Here is a 16,968-nt window from a genome sequence, read left to right as displayed (position 1 = left end):
ATATGAAAATGACCGGATTAGCTCCAGCCTGACGATGAGCGTTAGACGACGCAAGCGCCTACCAGTTGCATGCCGAATAAAATAGCGACAATCCCGACGGGCTGTGGTCTGTTAGAGACCTAAAAAGTTTAAAGCAAGGTTGCACATGGATTACCACAGCCCGCACTTCTTCGGCTACTTGATCGCTTTCACTCATCTGCTAGGCCTTATTGCTGCCATCCATGCACTGCTTACCGTACGCACCGCCCAAGGCTCGATAGCCTGGGCCATGCCGCTGTTATTCATCCCCTACGTAGCCCTCATTCCTTATCTGGTCTTCGGCCGTAGCTCATTTGATGCTTACATCAAAGCCCGTCGCCAAGCTAACCGGGAGATGCACGCGGCCATCGGCGATCTGAATTGGCGGCCCTGGATCGAAGAAGCCGTCACCGCCCGGCGCAGTAGCGCTTATGCCTCACTACGGGCCATGCCCAAGCTCGGACGTATGCCGTGCCTGGCGAACAACGAGGTAAAGCTGCTGATCAATGGTGAAGCCACGTTCGCCGCGATCTTCGAGGCTATTCGCCACGCCAGACAAGCGATTCTGATTCAGTTTTTTATCATTCATGACGACGATCTGGGTCGACGCCTGCAAGCGTTGCTTCTGGAAAAGGCCGCCGAAGGTGTGGCCGTCCATGTCCTCTACGACGGGATCGGCAGTCACGCGTTACCCAATTCCTACAGCACCACCCTGCGCGACGGCGGGGTGCAGATCAAGGCCTTCGCCACCCGTAGCGGCTGGCTTAATCGCTTTCAGGTGAACTTCCGCAACCACCGCAAAATCGTGGTGGTGGATGGTCTGCGTGGCTTTGTTGGCGGGCACAATGTGGGCGATGAATACCTGGGCAAACAACCACCGCTAGCCCCTTGGCGAGACACCCATGTGCAGGTAATCGGTCCCGTGGTCGCCTGCTTGCAGGAATCGTTCGCCGAAGACTGGTTTTGGGCCACTCGGCAGTTACCACCCTTGATCCTGCCCGACACCTATCCCGAAAATGGCGTGCTCTGCCAAGTACTGGCCACAGGCCCGGCGGACGCTCAGGAAACCTGCTCACTGTTTTTCGTCGAAGCCATCCATTCCGCCATGGAACGGGTGTGGATCACCAGCCCCTATTTCATTCCCGATGAAGCCGTGTTTGCCGCGTTGCGCCTGGCGGTAATGCGCGGTGTCGATGTGCGGATTCTATTGCCATCGCGTCCTGACCATTACGTGGTCTACGCCGCCTCCAGCCTGTTCGCGTTCGAGGCCGTGCGCGCAGGGGTACGCATCTTCCGCTATGAGCCGGGCTTCTTGCATCAGAAGGTGGTGTTGGTGGACAGCGAGATCACCGCCATCGGCAGCGCAAACCTGGATAACCGTTCGTTCAGGCTGAATTTCGAACTGATGCTGTTGACGGTCGACAGTGACTTCGCCAGCGAAGTGGAGAAGATGCTCAATGACGACTTCGCCCTCGCCCATGAAATCGCCCTGGAGGAGAGAAAGCAAACGCATCGTCTGCAGCAGCTCGGCATGCGCATTGCGCGCCTGATCTCGCCCATTCTCTAAGCGCTGATGTCGTTCCGGGGTCACGAAACCCCGTAGCGACTGTCCCTGAATCACGCGATCAACGGTAGATATCAGCCCGCGTCATGGGCAAATCAAGGCTGCCGTCGGCATACGGTTTGACGGCCAGAATCTGATGCAGATTGATCCAGCCCTTGGCAAACGCATACGCACAGCCGGCCAGGTACAAACGCCAGATGCGTAAGATTTGCTCTGGAACCATGGTCGCAGCCTCCTCCAGCCGGCTTTCCAGACGCTCGCTCCAGTGTTCAAGTGTCCGAGCGTAATGCAGGCGCAGGCTTTCGACGTCGATGATCTCCAGACCCGCTTCACTGAGGTAAGCGCTGATCATCGACACGTGCGGCAACTCGCCATTCGGAAAGACATAACGCTCGATAAAATTGCCCGCGCCACGTCCCACTGGACGGCCATCGGTGTGCTTGGCGGTGATGCCATGGTTCATGACCAAGCCGCCTTCGCGGACCGCACCAAACAAGCGCTTGGCATACAGCTCCAGATTGGCGTGACCGACATGTTCGAACATGCCCACGCTGACGATTTTATCGAAGCGACCGTCCTGAGGCAGATCGCGGTAGTCCAGCAATTGCAGCTCAACCTGGTCCTGCAAGCCTTCCGCTTCGACCCGCTCACGGGCCAAGGCCAATTGCTCGCGACTCAGGGTGATGCCAAATACCTTTACCCCGTACTCGCGCGCAGCAAACCGCGACAGCCCGCCCCAACCGCACCCGACATCCAGCAGGTATTCACCCGGCTGCAAACGCAACTTGCGGCACAGGTGATGAAATTTGTCCTGCTGCGCTTGTTCGAGGGTCTCTGCGCCGGTCTTGAAATAGGCGCAAGAGTAGACCATCTCGCGGTCAAGCCAGAGCTGGTAAAACGCGTTGGACAGGTCGTAATGGTAAGAAATCGATGCCGCATCGGTGGCTTTATCGTGCTCTGAGCGCACGGGCTGGTCGCTGTCATCCTCATCCAGCAGCGCTTGACTCAACTCATCGCAAACCCGGATAACTTCGCGGATTGACCCTAGCAACTCCAGTCGGCCCTCAACGAAGGCGCCACCGAGCAAGTCCAGGCTGGGATGAGTGAATTGCGACACCAGTTGCGGATCTTTCACCACAATGGTGACGCTGGGCGCCGGACCAAGATCAAGCTCATGGCCGTCCCACAGTTTCAGCCGCAGTGGCAGGTGCAAATTTTGCAGGGCTGATGGAAGTTGCGCGAGCATGTAGTAACCCCCTTATCCAGAAGCGCAGGAAAAGAGTAGTCCATCAGCAGCCCAAGCGATGGGGCTGCACAGCTATTGGCTTTATAGCTTCTGACGATGCCATGAAGCGTTGGGTCAACCGCCTTTAACCCGATGTTGCGAGCCAAACTCCAGCCTTCAATGGATTACCCACTGTAAGAATGACCCCTAATCTGTAACAGAGTTCTTCAAAGCTCAAGCTGATTTTTATACTTAACCGAGAGGTCTGGCTCGGCACTCTCGGCTAAAGGGTCGGATATTCAGGCCTGTGGCTTGATTTCCAGTTTCAACAACGGCTCCTGAAAACGCAGCAAACGACCTGCATTGCCAAGGACTAACAGGGTGCTGAGATTATGCAGCACGGCGGCAATCATCGCCCCTTCCGCACCCAGCAAACCGAAAGCGGCAAGGGCCACGATGGCCAGCGTCCAGCCCAGACCGATGATGACGTTGACGTGCAATGTCTGCCGGCATTGGCGGCTCAAGCGCACGCAGGTGCCCAAGCGACGCAGGTCACTGCCGATCAACACGATGTCAGCCGAAGCCAGCGCGATGTCCGCGCCGCCCGCGCCCATCGCAACCCCTACCACGCCGGCTTTGAGCGCCAGCGAATCGTTGATGCCATCGCCCACCACCATGGGCCGAAAGCCGCTCCTGATTTCACCCATGACCCGATTGAGTTTGTCTTCAGGCAACGCCTGGGCCTCGATATCACTGATACCCACTTCGCAGGCCAGGCTGTCGGCCACACTTTGACGGTCGCCGGTCAACAACAGTTGTCGACCCAGCCCCAGCTCACGCAACTCGGCGAGCGCCTGGCGGGCTTCCGGCTTGAGACTGTCGGCCAGCAACAACCAGGCGAGGAAAACACCGTCGACCGCGAGCCCGGCAATCGGGCCATCATGCGTCGGTACCGGTGACGTGCTAATGCCCAACGCATCGAACAGCTCAGGGCGGCCCAATGCGGCTTCGCCATGCTCGGTTCGCGCCACCACGCCCAAGCCCTGACGTTCACGAATGTCGGTCAGCGCCAACAACTGATCTTTGTCCACCAACCCAGCCAACGCGCGGCTGACCGGGTGACTGCTGGCCGAGCCGAGGCTGGCAGCCAATGGCAACACGTAGTTCTGCGGAGTCGATGCCGCTTCGACGGACTGCAAGCGCAAGCTGCCATAGGTCAGCGTGCCCGTCTTATCCACCACAAGAGAGGTCAGGTCCGCCAACTCTTCGAGAAAGGCCGAGCTACGAATCAAAATTCCATGCCGAGCTGCCACCGCGATCCCGGCAATCGCCGTCGCAGGGGCTGATAGCACCAGCGCGCAAGGGCACGCGGCGACCAGCACCGCCAGCATCGCTTGCGCGTCGTTGGTAATGAACCAGGTCACGGCCGCGATCATCAACACCAAGACCATGTAACTGCCGGCATAGCGCTCCAGCAGACGAGTAATCGGTGGCTTGGAGCGCTCGGCGCTTTGCATCAGCGCGATCACTTTTCCTAACGTTGATTCATTGCCAATACGCGTAACCTCGATCCGCAACAGGCCATCAAGGTTGATCGCGCCGCCGAACACGTCCATGCCGACCTTGGCCTCCAGGGGCACCGACTCGCCGGTGATCGGTGCGGTATCAAGACTGGCTTGCCCGGAGCGCACCACGCCATCGGCCGGGACCCGATCACCCGCCCGCACCTCAACCTGATCGCCGGCGACCAAGGTTGAGTTATCCACTTCGCGAACCGTGCCATCGGCGTCAATCAACCGCGCCTGGCTGCGGGTCAGCAGGCCCAGGGATTGAATGGCTTCCTGCGAACCGATGACGCTGCGCTCTTCCAGCACATGGCCGAAGATCATGATGATCGGCAACAAGGCGGCGGTCATCAGATCGCCGGTGGCCCAGGCACCTAGCATCGCCAGCGCGATCAACTGGTCAGTGATGCCGTGCAGGCTTGGGTAACGCAGGCTGTGCCAACCGGCACTGACCACCGGCACCGCGACCAGCAACGACGCCACGCCCAGCAGTACCTGACTGACACCGGTCTGTTCGGGCGCAACAAAACGCCAGACCAGGCCCAGACCGAGCAAACCCAGGGCAAGCATCGCCAGGGTCAATTGTCGGGCCGCACTGCGTTGTTCCGAACCGGTCAGCATGCTGACCGCGGGCTCAGTGGCTGCGTGGGCACTCATTGTTCTGCTCCCTGAATGATCAGGCGGGAATCGTCATGGGGGTCGACGGTGGTCACCGAGCCTGCCTGGCCGAGAATTTTTGGCAGACGCTCACGATAAATCCGTAACAGTAGACCCGGGTCGCTTTTGTCATGAATCGACTGCGTCAGGCTGGTGACCGTTGCCGTGTCGGTCTGTGCTTTGGCCAGGCGTTCGGTGGCCTGGGCATGGGCCACTTGCAAGGTGCGGTCAGACTGTTGCGTCGCGGTCTGGGTGAGCTTTTCTGCGTCGGTACGTGCGTTGGCCACCGCCTGATCCGCTTTCTGACTGGCCGTAAGAACGGCGTTAAAAGCCGCGACCGCTGTCGTGGGCAGACTTGACTGCACATCGACCCGAGCGACTTCGATACCCAGCCCGACGCCGGTCGCGGCCAGATCGGCCAAGCGCTGGTTGATGCCATGAACCAGATCGCCACGCAAACGCTCACGGCGTTCAGCGGCCTTGCTGTCGGGGCTGACCATCTCTGGCCGGGCCACCAGAATCGTGTCCAGATCGCGGGCAGCGGTCAGTGCCACAGCACTGCGATTCACCAGTCGATCCAATGCAGGCAGAACATGCTCGCCCTGCAACACGAAGGCATACGGGTCCGTCACTTTGTAGTACGCCGTCACATCGAGTTGTACGACGCCAGCATCACCGGTCAACAAAAAGCCGGAGCCAGACAGCGCATCGCTCATCGGTGTGGCGAAACTGGCGACCCGATCAGCATCAAGGGCCAGCCTGGATCGCAGTAGCGTTTCGACCCGGCGCTCGATCACCCGGTCCGCAGAGGGCAACAACACCACCTGCTCGAAAGGTTGCGGCCATGCCGTGAGCAGTCCGGCGTTCTGGATGCGTTCCAGCGCCCCGAAACGCATGACCACGGCGCGATTCTGCGGATCGATCTGGCGCACATTCGACAGCGCCCAGCCTAGCGCGGCCAACACCGTGACGGCATACAAACCGAGAAACGCCAGACGGCTCGCCTGCAGCCAGGGGCTGTTGACGGGCGGGCGTTGAGGCGTAACGTCACTCATGGTTGCGATCCGCTTTTGCCATCCAGCGTCGGCGGGCCGTCGACCAGCACGCGGAACGGCGCCGCGTCGGTGCGCAGGATCAGCTTGGTGCCCGGCGTCACTACCGTGCCCAAGGTGTCCAGCGAGCGCAGCAAGTTGTACAGCTGCGGCGAACCCGCGTAGGCACGGCCGTAGATTTGCGCCGCTTCGACGCGCGATTGCGCTTCGATGTCAGCAGCTTTGACCGTCGCGTCTGCTTCGACGATGCGCGCATCACGCTCGGCGGCCGCACGGATCTGCGCCGCTTCACGCTTGCCCACGGCCGTACGCTCGGTGGCAATGGTTTCCCGCTCGGCGCGCATCCGGTCTACCGTCGCATTCAGGGTCACGGACGGCAGGGTCAGACGCTCGATACCCACCTGCAAGACGCGGACGCCGTAAGTAGTGAGCAATTGCTGATCGATCTGTTGGCGCAACTGGTTTTCAAAGTCGGCGATCCGTACCTGGCTGGCGTCGGTATTGACCAGGCTGGCCAGATCGAAGCTGCTGGCCGTGGTTTCCAGCGCCGAGCCGACAAACGTGCGGATCTGCCGTGCGGCTTCGTCCGGCTGGTTCTGCACCGCGCGCATGAAGCGCTGCACGTTGTCCGGGTCGCCCTGAACCTGCCAGGCCACATAGGCCTGAACGATGATACGCAGGCCATCGCGGGTACCGACATCCTGCAAACCACTGGAGGTGGTGCGCAGGCGAAGATCCACCGGAATGGTCGCCTCGAACGGTGCTGGCCAGCGCCAGCTCAGGCCCGGCTCGAGCAACACGCGGGAGGGGTTGCCGAAGCGCGTGATAACGGTGGCTTCGCCCGAGCGCACTTGCACCAGGCTCGCGGCGGCCACGGCAAACGCGATGAGCAGCGCTGCCAATGCGCTTCGACGCCACGGGAACCCGGCTGCCGCCGAGGCATCGCCATGATGATGACCGTGGTGATGTCCCGCGTGGCCATGGTCGTGGCCAGCGTGATTCTGATGGTCTTGATGGCCGTGGTGATCATGGGAGTGAAACAGACTCAAGGGATGACTCCTTAATGAACGGCTTTACGCGGCGCCGTTGGGTCTGCCGGTAGCGTGAACGTGCGTAAATCAATGGTCGGCGCAGTGTCGCCGCCCAGTCGATGATCGAGAACCAGCAACTTGGCGTGGGCCAAACCCTGGCTCAGCTGGGTCAGGTATTGCTCCAGCAAAAATGCCTGACCGGCGTGGGCATACGCCTGGCGTTCAGCGCTAAAGCGCAAGTCCGCCCCCTGCGCCGTGGCCAGCACCTCGCGCGCACCGGCGGTGGCCTGGTCTTGCGCCACGCTGGCATTGAGTTGCGCCAGATTGGACTGCTCGCTGGCGGCACCGCGCTCTCGGGAAATCAACGCCTGAGCACTGATTTGTGCGGCTTGCACGCCATGGTAGGCATTGGCCGCACCGGCTGGCGGATGAATCGACTCGACCACGGTCGCGAGAATTTCCACGCCGCTGTCCAGCGTCCTCAGATCCGCTTGCACCGCATTACCAATATCGGCAGACAGCGTAGCGCGCTGCTCGCCGAGTAACTGATCGAGGGTACGCGAGGCAAAATCATGCACCAACACCCGGCTCGCCGTGCTGCGAATCAGCGTCGGCACGTCGGCACTGTTATAGGTCGCCGCCATCGCCGCCTGATCCGTCAGGCCAATGCGATAAACGAATCGCACGTCCATGTTGACGATCTGGAAGCTCTGCTTCTGCGCAGAGGACCCCGTGCCGGACGGGTCACCCGTGCGGCTGGCGATCACCTGAGAATTTTCATTGATATGGCTCGCATCCCACAAGCGATTGGCGCTCAGCGGAGCCGGGCCTTCGGCAGGCTCACGAACCTGTTCGGCAGCGTTGCCCTCGGTGACACTGGTTGCCAGCTCATGCACCACGCCGTTTTCCACCGCCAGCACCCGACCGAATGGCCATGGCAAGCCCGCGTGCAACCCAGGGCCGAACACCTCCACCGGCTTGCCAAAACGCTCGTAGATGCCGCGCCCCTGCATGGGAATTTCATGCACACCGGTCAGCGTCCAGCCGAGCGCCACCACCACTCCCATAACCGGCAAAAAGGCGCGGCGCATGTAGGTAAACGCCCAAATTTGACGCAGATCGATGCCGAATCGATTGTGCAGTTCATTCTGCAAGGCCAGCAACGGCTGCGGCGGCCAGCGCAGCAGGCCAGCCATAAAACTCTGGGCCAACAGGCGCGGCTCGATACGTTCGTTGCGCGGGCTGAACAAGGACGTCAATGCACGCAGCAGCAACTCCAGCGCCACCAGACCGGGTAATAGACCCATCAGCACGGCAAGCCGCGCCGGCCAGATGCGGTCGGGCGTCGAGAAGAACAGGCACAGCGCACTGAGCAGCAGGCAGGCAATCGCCACCCGCGTCAGTTGTGCCAATGACTCGGCTTCAGGCCATTCAGCCGTCAGCTCATGGCTCAACTGGCGCTCCAGCACCAGCAGCCCGAAAGCCAGCAGGAGGCTGATCCCCCCCGCCACGTTGCCCGTCGGCCCAAGGTTCGAACCGACAAGGTTCAAGTTCCAGACCATCTTTACCGCAAACATCACCAGCAGCGCCCAGCCGCCAAGCCACAACGTTGGCAAACCAACCTGGGTCAGCAGCGACGAGCCACTGCCGCTAATCCGGCCGAGCAAGCGCTCGTACCAGCCGGGTGCTTGTGCCGGAGCCGATTCTTCCTCTTCAGGGGGTTGCCCGACGACGCCCGCGCCCCGCTCCGCGACCAGGGTCTGCGCGCGCCAACGGGCACACCAGTAAGCCGACTGCAAACCCGCGACCACCAACCACAGGGCTGCAGCGTTGTTGACCAGCACTGCCGACCACAATGAAGTGGATGAAAAAAGCATGACAAACAACGCCAGGATAAAGGCCAACAACCCCAAGCCTGCCAGGCCATAAGCCAGCCGCAACAAACGTCGGGCGTGAAACTCGGCTCTTTGAAAGCGCGGCAAGCCATCAAGGCCCACACTTTCAACATCCAGATCAACCCGCATCGACACTCCAGACCTTGTTCAATAGTGAAGACAAACTGCCCATCAAAAACCGCCCTTTGCATCGACCCTGGCAGCGTGTTGCCGGGCAATGCTCCATGAACGTTACGATATAACAGAAATCTCGGGATTTTTGTCGACCGATTGCACCTTTTGCGGACACGCTGGCTTGACCTTCACGCGTCGCCCTAATCATATTTCGGTCATCATTCAACTGCTTAACGTGATCAGAATGGTTTTCCGCAGGCCGTCTACACGTCCTCCGTTATCCAGAAGTTAGCCCATGAGTAACGATGACGCTGCCATTCAATTGAGCAAATAATTGAGGGGCAACGGCTATGCCCTTGGCACCTCGAAACCGACTTTCTCAAGAAATATCCATCCATTAATATCGCCTCCTGATAAACCGATATCGATTTTTTCACCCATTTCGCGAACCAGCGGCCCACTTTGTTATCTAGTAATGGGCAGTTCCATGCGACCGAGGGCTTGATCGGGCGCATTTCCCACGCGTATGTGCAGGGCGGCACAGCATCACCTGAGAGGCTTCACCTTTATGAATCGCAGGAATCTTCTGAAAGCATCGTTGGCCCTGGCGGCCTATACCGGCTTGCCCGCTGCCGGGCTGTTTGCCGCACGCGCCATGGCAGCCACGGCCGACGGCGAGATCGAGCATTTCGATTTCGAGGCCCTGCAAGCTCATGCCAAGCAACTGGCCGGCAACCCCTTCGTCGATACCAGCCAACAATTGCCGCCGACCTTGGCGAAGATGACCCCACAGCAATTCAACGCCATCCAGTACGATCCCGCGCACTCACTGTGGAACGACATCAAGGGTCAACTGGATGTGCAGTTTTTCCATGTGGGCATGGGCTTCAAACAGCCCGTGCGCATGTACAGCGTCGACCCTCAAACCAAGGAGGCGCGCGAGGTGCACTTCCGCCCGCAGCTGTTCAACTACGAAAGCAGCGGCGTGGATAAGGCCCAGCTCAAGGGCGATCTGGGGTTTGCCGGCTTCAAGTTGTTCAAGGCACCGGAAATTGCGACTCACGACGTTTTGTCATTCCTCGGCGCCAGCTACTTTCGTGCCGTCGACAGCTCCGGGCAGTACGGCCTCTCCGCTCGCGGCCTGGCCATCGACACCTATGCCAAGCGCAAGGAAGAATTCCCCAACTTCACCAAGTTCTGGTTTGAAACACCGACCAAGGACCATACCCGCTTCGTCGTCTACGCCCTGCTGGACTCCCCCAGCGCGACAGGCGCCTATCGCTTCGACATCGATTGCCAGGCCAGTCAGGTGGTCATGGCCATCGACGCGCACATCAATGCGCGGCAAGCCATCGAGCAGTTGGGGATCGCGGCGATGACCAGCATGTTCAGCTGCGGCACCCATGAACGGCGAATGTGCGACACCATTCATCCCGAGATCCACGACTCCGACCGTCTGGCTATGTGGCGTGGCAACGGCGAGTGGATCTGCCGCCCGCTGAACAACCCGGCCACCCTGCAATTCAACGCCTTTGCCGACAAAGACCCCAAAGGCTTCGGCCTGGTACAGACCGATCACGAATTCTCCAGCTATCAGGACACGGTGGACTGGTACAGCCGCCGGCCGAGCCTGTGGGTCGAGCCGACTACCGCGTGGGGCGAAGGCTCTATCGACCTGCTGGAAATCCCCACCACCGGCGAGACGCTGGACAACATTGTGGCCTTCTGGACACCGAAAGCCCCCGTCACCGCAGGAACTTCGCTCAACTTCGGCTACAAACTCTACTGGAGCGCCCTGCCACCCGTTGGCACCCCGTTGGCCCGCGTGCACGCTACCCGCTCAGGCATGGGCGGCTTCATCGAAGGTTGGGCTCCAGGCGAGCATTACCCGGAAGTCTGGGCCCGTCGCTTTGCCGTCGACTTCACCGGCGGAGGTCTGGAAAGACTGGCCGAAGGCACAGGTATCGAACCAGTGATCACGGTATCCAGCGGCGAAGTGAAAGACTTCAATGTGCTGCTGATCCCGGACATCAAAGGCTACCGCATAACGTTCGACTGGTACCCCAACAGCGACTCGGTCGCGCCGGTCGAACTGCGTCTGTTCATTCGCACCCATGACCGGACACTGAGTGAAACCTGGCTTTATCAGTATTTCCCTCCCGCAGCCGACAAACGCCGCTATAACTAAGTAACCAAGGGCGGGGTTTAAGGCTGGCGCGTGCAAAAGCGTCAGCCTTCTTTACAGGTATGTAAAGTTTTAGAGCCATAGAGCTCCCCTGGTTCTGGCTTGTTGATGCACTAAAAAACCACGTCAATTTTTCATCACCTATATATTTCAATAACTTGGGATTACAAGAAATCACAGGCAAAGGTCTTCCGTTAAAAGATTGACGAATTGATTTGACAGCGTTCGCAAGTGACGTTGATATACCGCTAATTGCCTCTCACATCACGCCCTCCGTCCTCGATTGAACCCCCATTAGTGGCTGTTCTATAGGCGGTAGCTTTGCCGTGCGCGATGGCGAACAAACATCCTTTATCTACGCGCTTCAGAGGGCAGCAAAACATGATGTCGAACTCCCCTTCCGCCTCAACTGAAAAGCCTTCGATTCTTTCATTCAATAAATCGACATTGGTCATCTGGGTGGCCATCAGCCTGATCGTGGTCGAAACCTTCTCCGGCGCCCTACGCTATTACTTCGATATGGCGGGGATTTCGACGCTGCTGTACCTGCCTAAAATGGGGTGTGCCGTGCTCTTCGCGCTGGAGCTACTGACCTTCAAAACCTCGCGCCTATTCTGGATCGGGTTGTTGTTACTGCTGTTATCCAGTCAACTGGCCCTCCTCCACGGCGCCAGCCTGAACAATGTAGGTTTCAGCCTGTTCGCCATCAGCCCGTTCCTGTTCGCGATAGTCTGCAGCGAGCACCTGATCAATCAAAGAAGCCTGTTAGGCAAGTGTGTCGCCCTGTGCCTGGTCGCCTCGGTGGTCGGGGTTCTTCTGGATAAATACACCACGGTGCCCTGGAAGGGTTACACCTACCAACTCGGATCGATTGAGCTGAGTGCCAACCGTGCGTGGACTGCAGACGACGTCGATCGACTCGCCGGGTTTGCTCGTGTGTCCAACGTATTGTCGATCACGATTGCGATCTTCAGTCTTTATCTGCTGATGTTCATCCGCTCCCGGATGTTGTTCGCCACGGTGTGTGTCGTAGCGTTTTTCAGCATTCTCCTGACCACCAGCAAAACCCCAACCGTGGCCTTTCTATGCACCCTGGGGCTGCTGGCCCTCATTCGCTACCGCTGGACCAGCGCATGGATTTTCGTGATCGCCGTGTCGATGGGCGTGATTTTGCCCGCCATGGGGGTGCTACATGACTTTGACCCCAATGCGGCCAGCAGCAACAGTGGCGGAGGCCTGGCCTCGTTTTATGATCGCCTGGTCAATACCTGGCCACATCTGATCATCCTGATCGCCAATGAGGGCTGGAGCTGGCTGGGCGTGGGTTTCGGTATGTTCGGCAGTGCTGTTTTTGTGTCCCCTGTGCCCCATGCCGATATGCTCGGCACATCGGACAACACCGCCGTTTACCTGTGGGCTATTTTCGGCTTCGCGGGGGTGTTGCTGTACATGCTGCAACTGCCGCTACTGTTCCTGCTGCGTGATTACTCGACAACCCGTATGGACCGCGCGCTATTGGCCGTCACCTTTTGCATCTGTGTGATCAGTTGGACCACGGACATGTTCGAGGTCACCATGTCCAACCTGTTTCTGGGGCTGGCAATCGGTCACACACTCAACCGCACACTCAGCCCCCAAGACCACGCCAGCCCCGCACTGGCGCTCACGCCCCCCCTCGACACCCTGTCGTCAGCCCTGCCCGACCAGCGTTGAGAAGCCCAATGAAAACAAACCTTCGCCTCAGTATTTTCGTATGCCTTATGGGCCTGCTGCTCACCAACACAACCCGCGCCGAAGACGTCTTCATCGTGGGGGTTGGCACCCACTTGATGGAATCCCAAACCCTACAGAAACGCGCCCTGCAATCCGCTGCAGACGCTGGCATCACGTCCGTGCGCGACGATGCCTTCTGGTCGACCGCCGAACCTGCGCGCAATCAGCTGCGTATTCTTCCGTCGTGGGAAACGTACCTTAACGGCGCCAGAAACCTGCAGTTGAGCACCATGCTGATTTTTGGTTACGGCGCCGTTCCCTACGACGGTGCCAAGCCGCGCACGCCCAACGTCAAAGCCGCCTACCATAACTACATCGATTTCGTGAGCCGCCGGTTTGGGAGCAGAGTCGATTTTTACGAAGTCTGGAACGAGTGGGACATGGAAGGCACGAAAGACCCGGCGTTGAGCGCCGACTATGCCGCGCTGGCCAAAAGCGTCGTCCCATGGGTTCACAAAAACAATCCACATGCAAAAGTACTCGCCGGCGCCGTGACATCCAAAGGCATGCTCGACGGCTTCGTTGATCGCTTGATCGATGCCGGGACGCTGAACGAGGTGGACGGTCTGTCCCTGCACCCTTACGTGCATTGCATGAGCATGGCGCGCAACACCCCTGAAAGCTGGGCCAACTGGATGCGGGGCTACGAAGCCCAGGTGCGTGACCGTGCCAAAAAAGCGGTCCCGATTTACCTGACCGAAATGAGCTGGCCCAGCCACCAAGGCAACTGCGGGATCAGTGAAGCCAAACAATCGTCCTACCTTGCGCGCAGCTATTTCCTGGCGCGGACCATCCCCAATATCAAAGGGATGTGGTGGTATGACCTGCTCAACGACGGCCAGGACAAAGGCGAACAAGAACATAACTTCGGCCTGCTGCGACCGGACCTCCAGCCAAAACCCGCTTACAGCGTCCTCAAGGCCATCAGCCCGATACTGCGCGAATACACCTACGACGCCGACGCCAGCGTCCAGGCCGACGACGTCTACCTGCTCAACTTCCACAAAGGCCCGGAGCGCGTCGTCGTCGCCTGGACAGCCAGCCGATCACGGCAGAAAAACGTGCTCAGCAGCACCCAACTCAAAGGCAACGTTCAACTCATCGACACCGCAGAACCCGGCAAAGGCCTGCATGACAGCGGCGAGCCTTGGGCCTGCAATGCCTCCGGGTGCAGTGCGTCAGTGACCCTGAGCGACTTTCCGAAAATCATCCGATTGGGCACGCCAAGCGTGGTGTCCAAGCGCTGAGCGCTCAGCCGTTCGATTTGAGTTAATCCAGCTCCGCCAAAAATGCCCGGCAGACCGAAACGTCTGTGCGGGCATTTTTTTGGGTACGGAAAAATCCATTGAAGCTGGAGGGCATGGCGTTATTAACCCCTGCCGTCCTCCAGAAACACCCTTCGCAAACTGGCCCTGGCCGCCGTCCACTTGCTGGAAACAGCACAGGCTTTGGTCGAGTCAGCGCTGGTCAGGAATCAACCGGTTTCGGCCAGGAAAGGCTGAAGGGAGGCGAGTTAGAGCGCTGTGTCTAACGGATTCCACTGCATCGCTATCGAATGCCAGCGCCAACTTTATTGTTTCTATTCCATTCAAATATCCCCCCCGCCACCCCAAAACCGCCGTTCTCACGAACAGCGGTTTTTTTATGGGTCAACATTTCAGACCTTTCCTGCAACACGGCAAGGATTTGGCCTACAGACGATAAAAAACCTTTCACCGAACATGCCTTGGACAACTCTCCTTACAAAAGCCAGGACAGCGGAATGCCGACATTAGCTAATCAGCCAGACTTTAGCCTGACCATTGCCAGGCTAAAGCGGGATTACAACCTGCAGGTTCTTCAATTCACGGGGCAGGAAGGGTTAAACCAGCCATTTTGTTTCGATATTGAACTGGTCGGTGACCGCCCGGCGCTGGACCTGAATGACTATCTGCATAAGTCCGCGTTCCTCTCCCTCGGCGGTAAAAAGGGTTATGGCTTTCATGGCCTGATCCACGAGTTCGTTCAAGGCCAAACCCACTGGAAAGCCACCCATTACCACCTGAAACTGGTGCCACAGCTGTTTTACCTTGAGCACCGGACCAACCAGCGCATCTTTCAAAAAAAGACAGTGAAACAAATCATCGCCCAGGTGCTGGAAGAGCACGGCATCCTCTCGGATCGCTATCGCTTCGAGCTGGATGCCCGACACTATGAGCCCCGGAACTATTGCACCCAGTACAAAGAGAGCGACTTGTATTTCGTACAACGCTTGTGCGAGGAAGAAGGCCTCAGTTTTCGCTTCGAACACAGTCAAAACAGCCACATCCTGGTCTTCGCTGACCACCAGGACCGGTTCAATCGTCTGCCTGAGTCCACGGTGTATGTACCCGACAACGGCATGAACGCCGAGACCGTGGCCGTTAAGTCGTTCAGCGTGGGGATCAAAGGCAGAACCTCGCGGGTCACCCGCCGTCACTACGACTTTGAAACATCGAGCCGTCCTCTGGAATCAGCCTCCAGAGGCGATGATCGCGAGGCGTGGGATCACTTTCAGGAGTTGGAAAACTTCACCTACCCCGCGTATTTCAAAACCGCAGACCACGGGCGGCAGGTTGCGCGTAAATCGCTGGAAAGACTCCAATTGAACGCGTGCGTGGCGCGCGGGGCAAGCGACCAGCCGATGCTGCTCAGCGGCCACTTGTTTGCCCTTGAGGACCATCCGCGCAAGGACTGGAACACTCACTGGCTGCTCAATCACCTCACTCACCGTGGCCGGGCTCCGCAAGTGATGGAAGCCCTTAACAGCACGGCCCCCGAGGCCGAGGACGGTTTTGCCCAGGGCTATCAGAACACCTTCACCGCCACCCCTGAGCACGTGATTTATCGACCGCCACTGGATCACCCCAAGCCCGTGGTACTGGTCAGCCAGACCGCCACGGTCTGCGGCCCCAAGGATGAAGAGATTTACTGCGACGAATACGGCCGGGTCAAAGTTCGTTTCCGGTGGGACCGGTCCGGCTCAACCGACGAACTCAGCAGCTGCTGGGTGCGCGTGGTCACTGGCTGGGCGGGCAGTGGCTACGGCAGCAGCGTCATTCCACGGGTCGGCATGGAAGTGGTGATCGGCTATGACGAAGGCGATCCCGACTCGCCGATGCTCACCGGTTACCTGTTCAACAAGGCCAACACCGTGCCTTACCCGCTGCCCGCCAATAAAACCCGCAGCGTATTCAAATCACTTTCCTATCCCGGCGGAGGGGGTGGAAATGAAGTTCACATTGAGGATCGCAAGGGCAAAGAACGCATCTACCTGCACGCCCAACGCGACTTCCTGACCCTCGCCCGCAACGACCACACCCTTGAGGTGGATAACGAACAGCACACCACCATCAAAGCCAACGCCTACAGCGAATACCACGCCGAAGAACACCACACCACCCATGGCCTGCGCAAAACCCAGCTCAACGCCGACGACTCGCTGAACATCGCGGGCAGCAGCTACACCCAGGTCGCACACGCCGCCGTCATCCGCGCCGGGCAGGATCTGCACCTGCAATCGGGTATCAACGTGGCCATCGATGCCCAGGGTTTTCTCACGCTCAAGGGCGCAGGCCAGCACCTGGTGTTCACCCCGGCCGGGATTTTCAGCAGCAGCCTGATCACCGTCGGCGGTGCCCCCATCCCCGGCACCCCGCCCGCGATTCAACGGCCACAACTGCCCGGCGAAAGCGCACAAGAAGCCGCCGGCCGATTGATGGCGCTGTCGCCGTCGTTGCCGGAATTTTCCTGGGAGCACGAACCGGAGCCCGTTGAGGTGCTGCCGGAGCCAGCGGTGTGTGAAGAGTGCTTGCAGGCGGCTCAAGACGAACTCGAGGGCTTTGCGACCCGCTAATGCTCCAGTTCTTTT

10 protein-coding genes are annotated in these 16,968 nt (G+C 59.1%); 5 read left to right on the top strand and 5 right to left on the bottom strand.

Annotation, left to right across the window (positions count from 1 at the left end):
• The first annotated feature begins 145 nt into the window (after window positions 1–145).
• Entirely contained in the window at window positions 146–1,585 is a 1,440-nt protein-coding gene (gene cls / locus ACVBEG_RS24605; RefSeq protein WP_322218632.1) for a cardiolipin synthase, read from the top strand.
• Window positions 1,586–1,643: 58 nt separating this feature from the next.
• On the opposite strand, the gene cfaB is transcribed toward cls, so the two are convergent.
• From cfaB to hflK (ACVBEG_RS24580), 5 genes are all read right to left on the bottom strand, one after another.
• The gene (gene cfaB / locus ACVBEG_RS24600) at window positions 1,644–2,828 is read right to left on the bottom strand and encodes a C17 cyclopropane fatty acid synthase CfaB (RefSeq protein ID WP_323566055.1); all 1,185 of its coding nucleotides are present in this window, start codon (window positions 2,826–2,828) and stop codon (window positions 1,644–1,646) included.
• Between the two features lie 278 nt (window positions 2,829–3,106).
• Window positions 3,107–5,029: a cation-translocating P-type ATPase gene (locus ACVBEG_RS24595; protein ID WP_323566054.1), complete on the bottom strand. Its 1,923-nt coding sequence runs from the start codon at window positions 5,027–5,029 to the stop codon at window positions 3,107–3,109.
• A complete protein-coding gene (hflK, locus tag ACVBEG_RS24590; protein ID WP_322218639.1) occupies window positions 5,026–6,084 on the bottom strand; it encodes a protease modulator HflK in 1,059 nt (352 codons plus the stop codon). Before hflK (ACVBEG_RS24590) ends, ACVBEG_RS24595 begins: the two co-directional genes overlap by 4 nt.
• Window positions 6,081–7,130 carry a protease modulator HflC gene (gene hflC, locus ACVBEG_RS24585; protein WP_447108380.1) on the bottom strand — a complete coding sequence of 350 codons (1,050 nt, stop codon included), beginning with the start codon at window positions 7,128–7,130 and terminating at the stop codon, window positions 6,081–6,083. Before hflC ends, hflK (ACVBEG_RS24590) begins: the two co-directional genes overlap by 4 nt.
• An 11-nt stretch (window positions 7,131–7,141) precedes the next feature.
• A complete protein-coding gene (hflK, locus tag ACVBEG_RS24580) occupies window positions 7,142–9,136 on the bottom strand; it encodes a protease modulator HflK (protein WP_447108379.1) in 1,995 nt (664 codons plus the stop codon).
• Window positions 9,137–9,689: 553 nt separating this feature from the next.
• Here hflK (ACVBEG_RS24580) and ACVBEG_RS24575 point away from each other — a divergent pair.
• The 4 genes from ACVBEG_RS24575 to tssI all read left to right on the top strand — a co-directional run bounded on the left by ACVBEG_RS24575 (window position 9,690) and on the right by tssI (window position 16,953).
• Window positions 9,690–11,309 carry a glucan biosynthesis protein D gene (locus ACVBEG_RS24575; RefSeq protein WP_322177060.1) on the top strand — a complete coding sequence of 540 codons (1,620 nt, stop codon included), beginning with the start codon at window positions 9,690–9,692 and terminating at the stop codon, window positions 11,307–11,309.
• A gap of 378 nt (window positions 11,310–11,687) precedes the next feature.
• Entirely contained in the window at window positions 11,688–13,019 is a 1,332-nt protein-coding gene (locus ACVBEG_RS24570) for an O-antigen ligase family protein (protein WP_407074661.1), read from the top strand.
• Between the two features lie 8 nt (window positions 13,020–13,027).
• A complete protein-coding gene (locus tag ACVBEG_RS24565) occupies window positions 13,028–14,326 on the top strand; it encodes a hypothetical protein (RefSeq protein WP_322177062.1) in 1,299 nt (432 codons plus the stop codon).
• Between the two features lie 515 nt (window positions 14,327–14,841).
• Window positions 14,842–16,953, top strand: coding sequence for a type VI secretion system tip protein TssI/VgrG (tssI, locus tag ACVBEG_RS24560; protein ID WP_447108378.1), 2,112 nt, complete (start codon window positions 14,842–14,844; stop codon window positions 16,951–16,953).
• Window positions 16,954–16,968 lie beyond the last annotated feature (15 nt).

This window comes from Pseudomonas sp. GG8, assembly GCF_052976945.1.
Note: the sequence above shows the minus strand (reverse complement) of the source record. Positions and strands in the feature narration are given on the sequence as shown.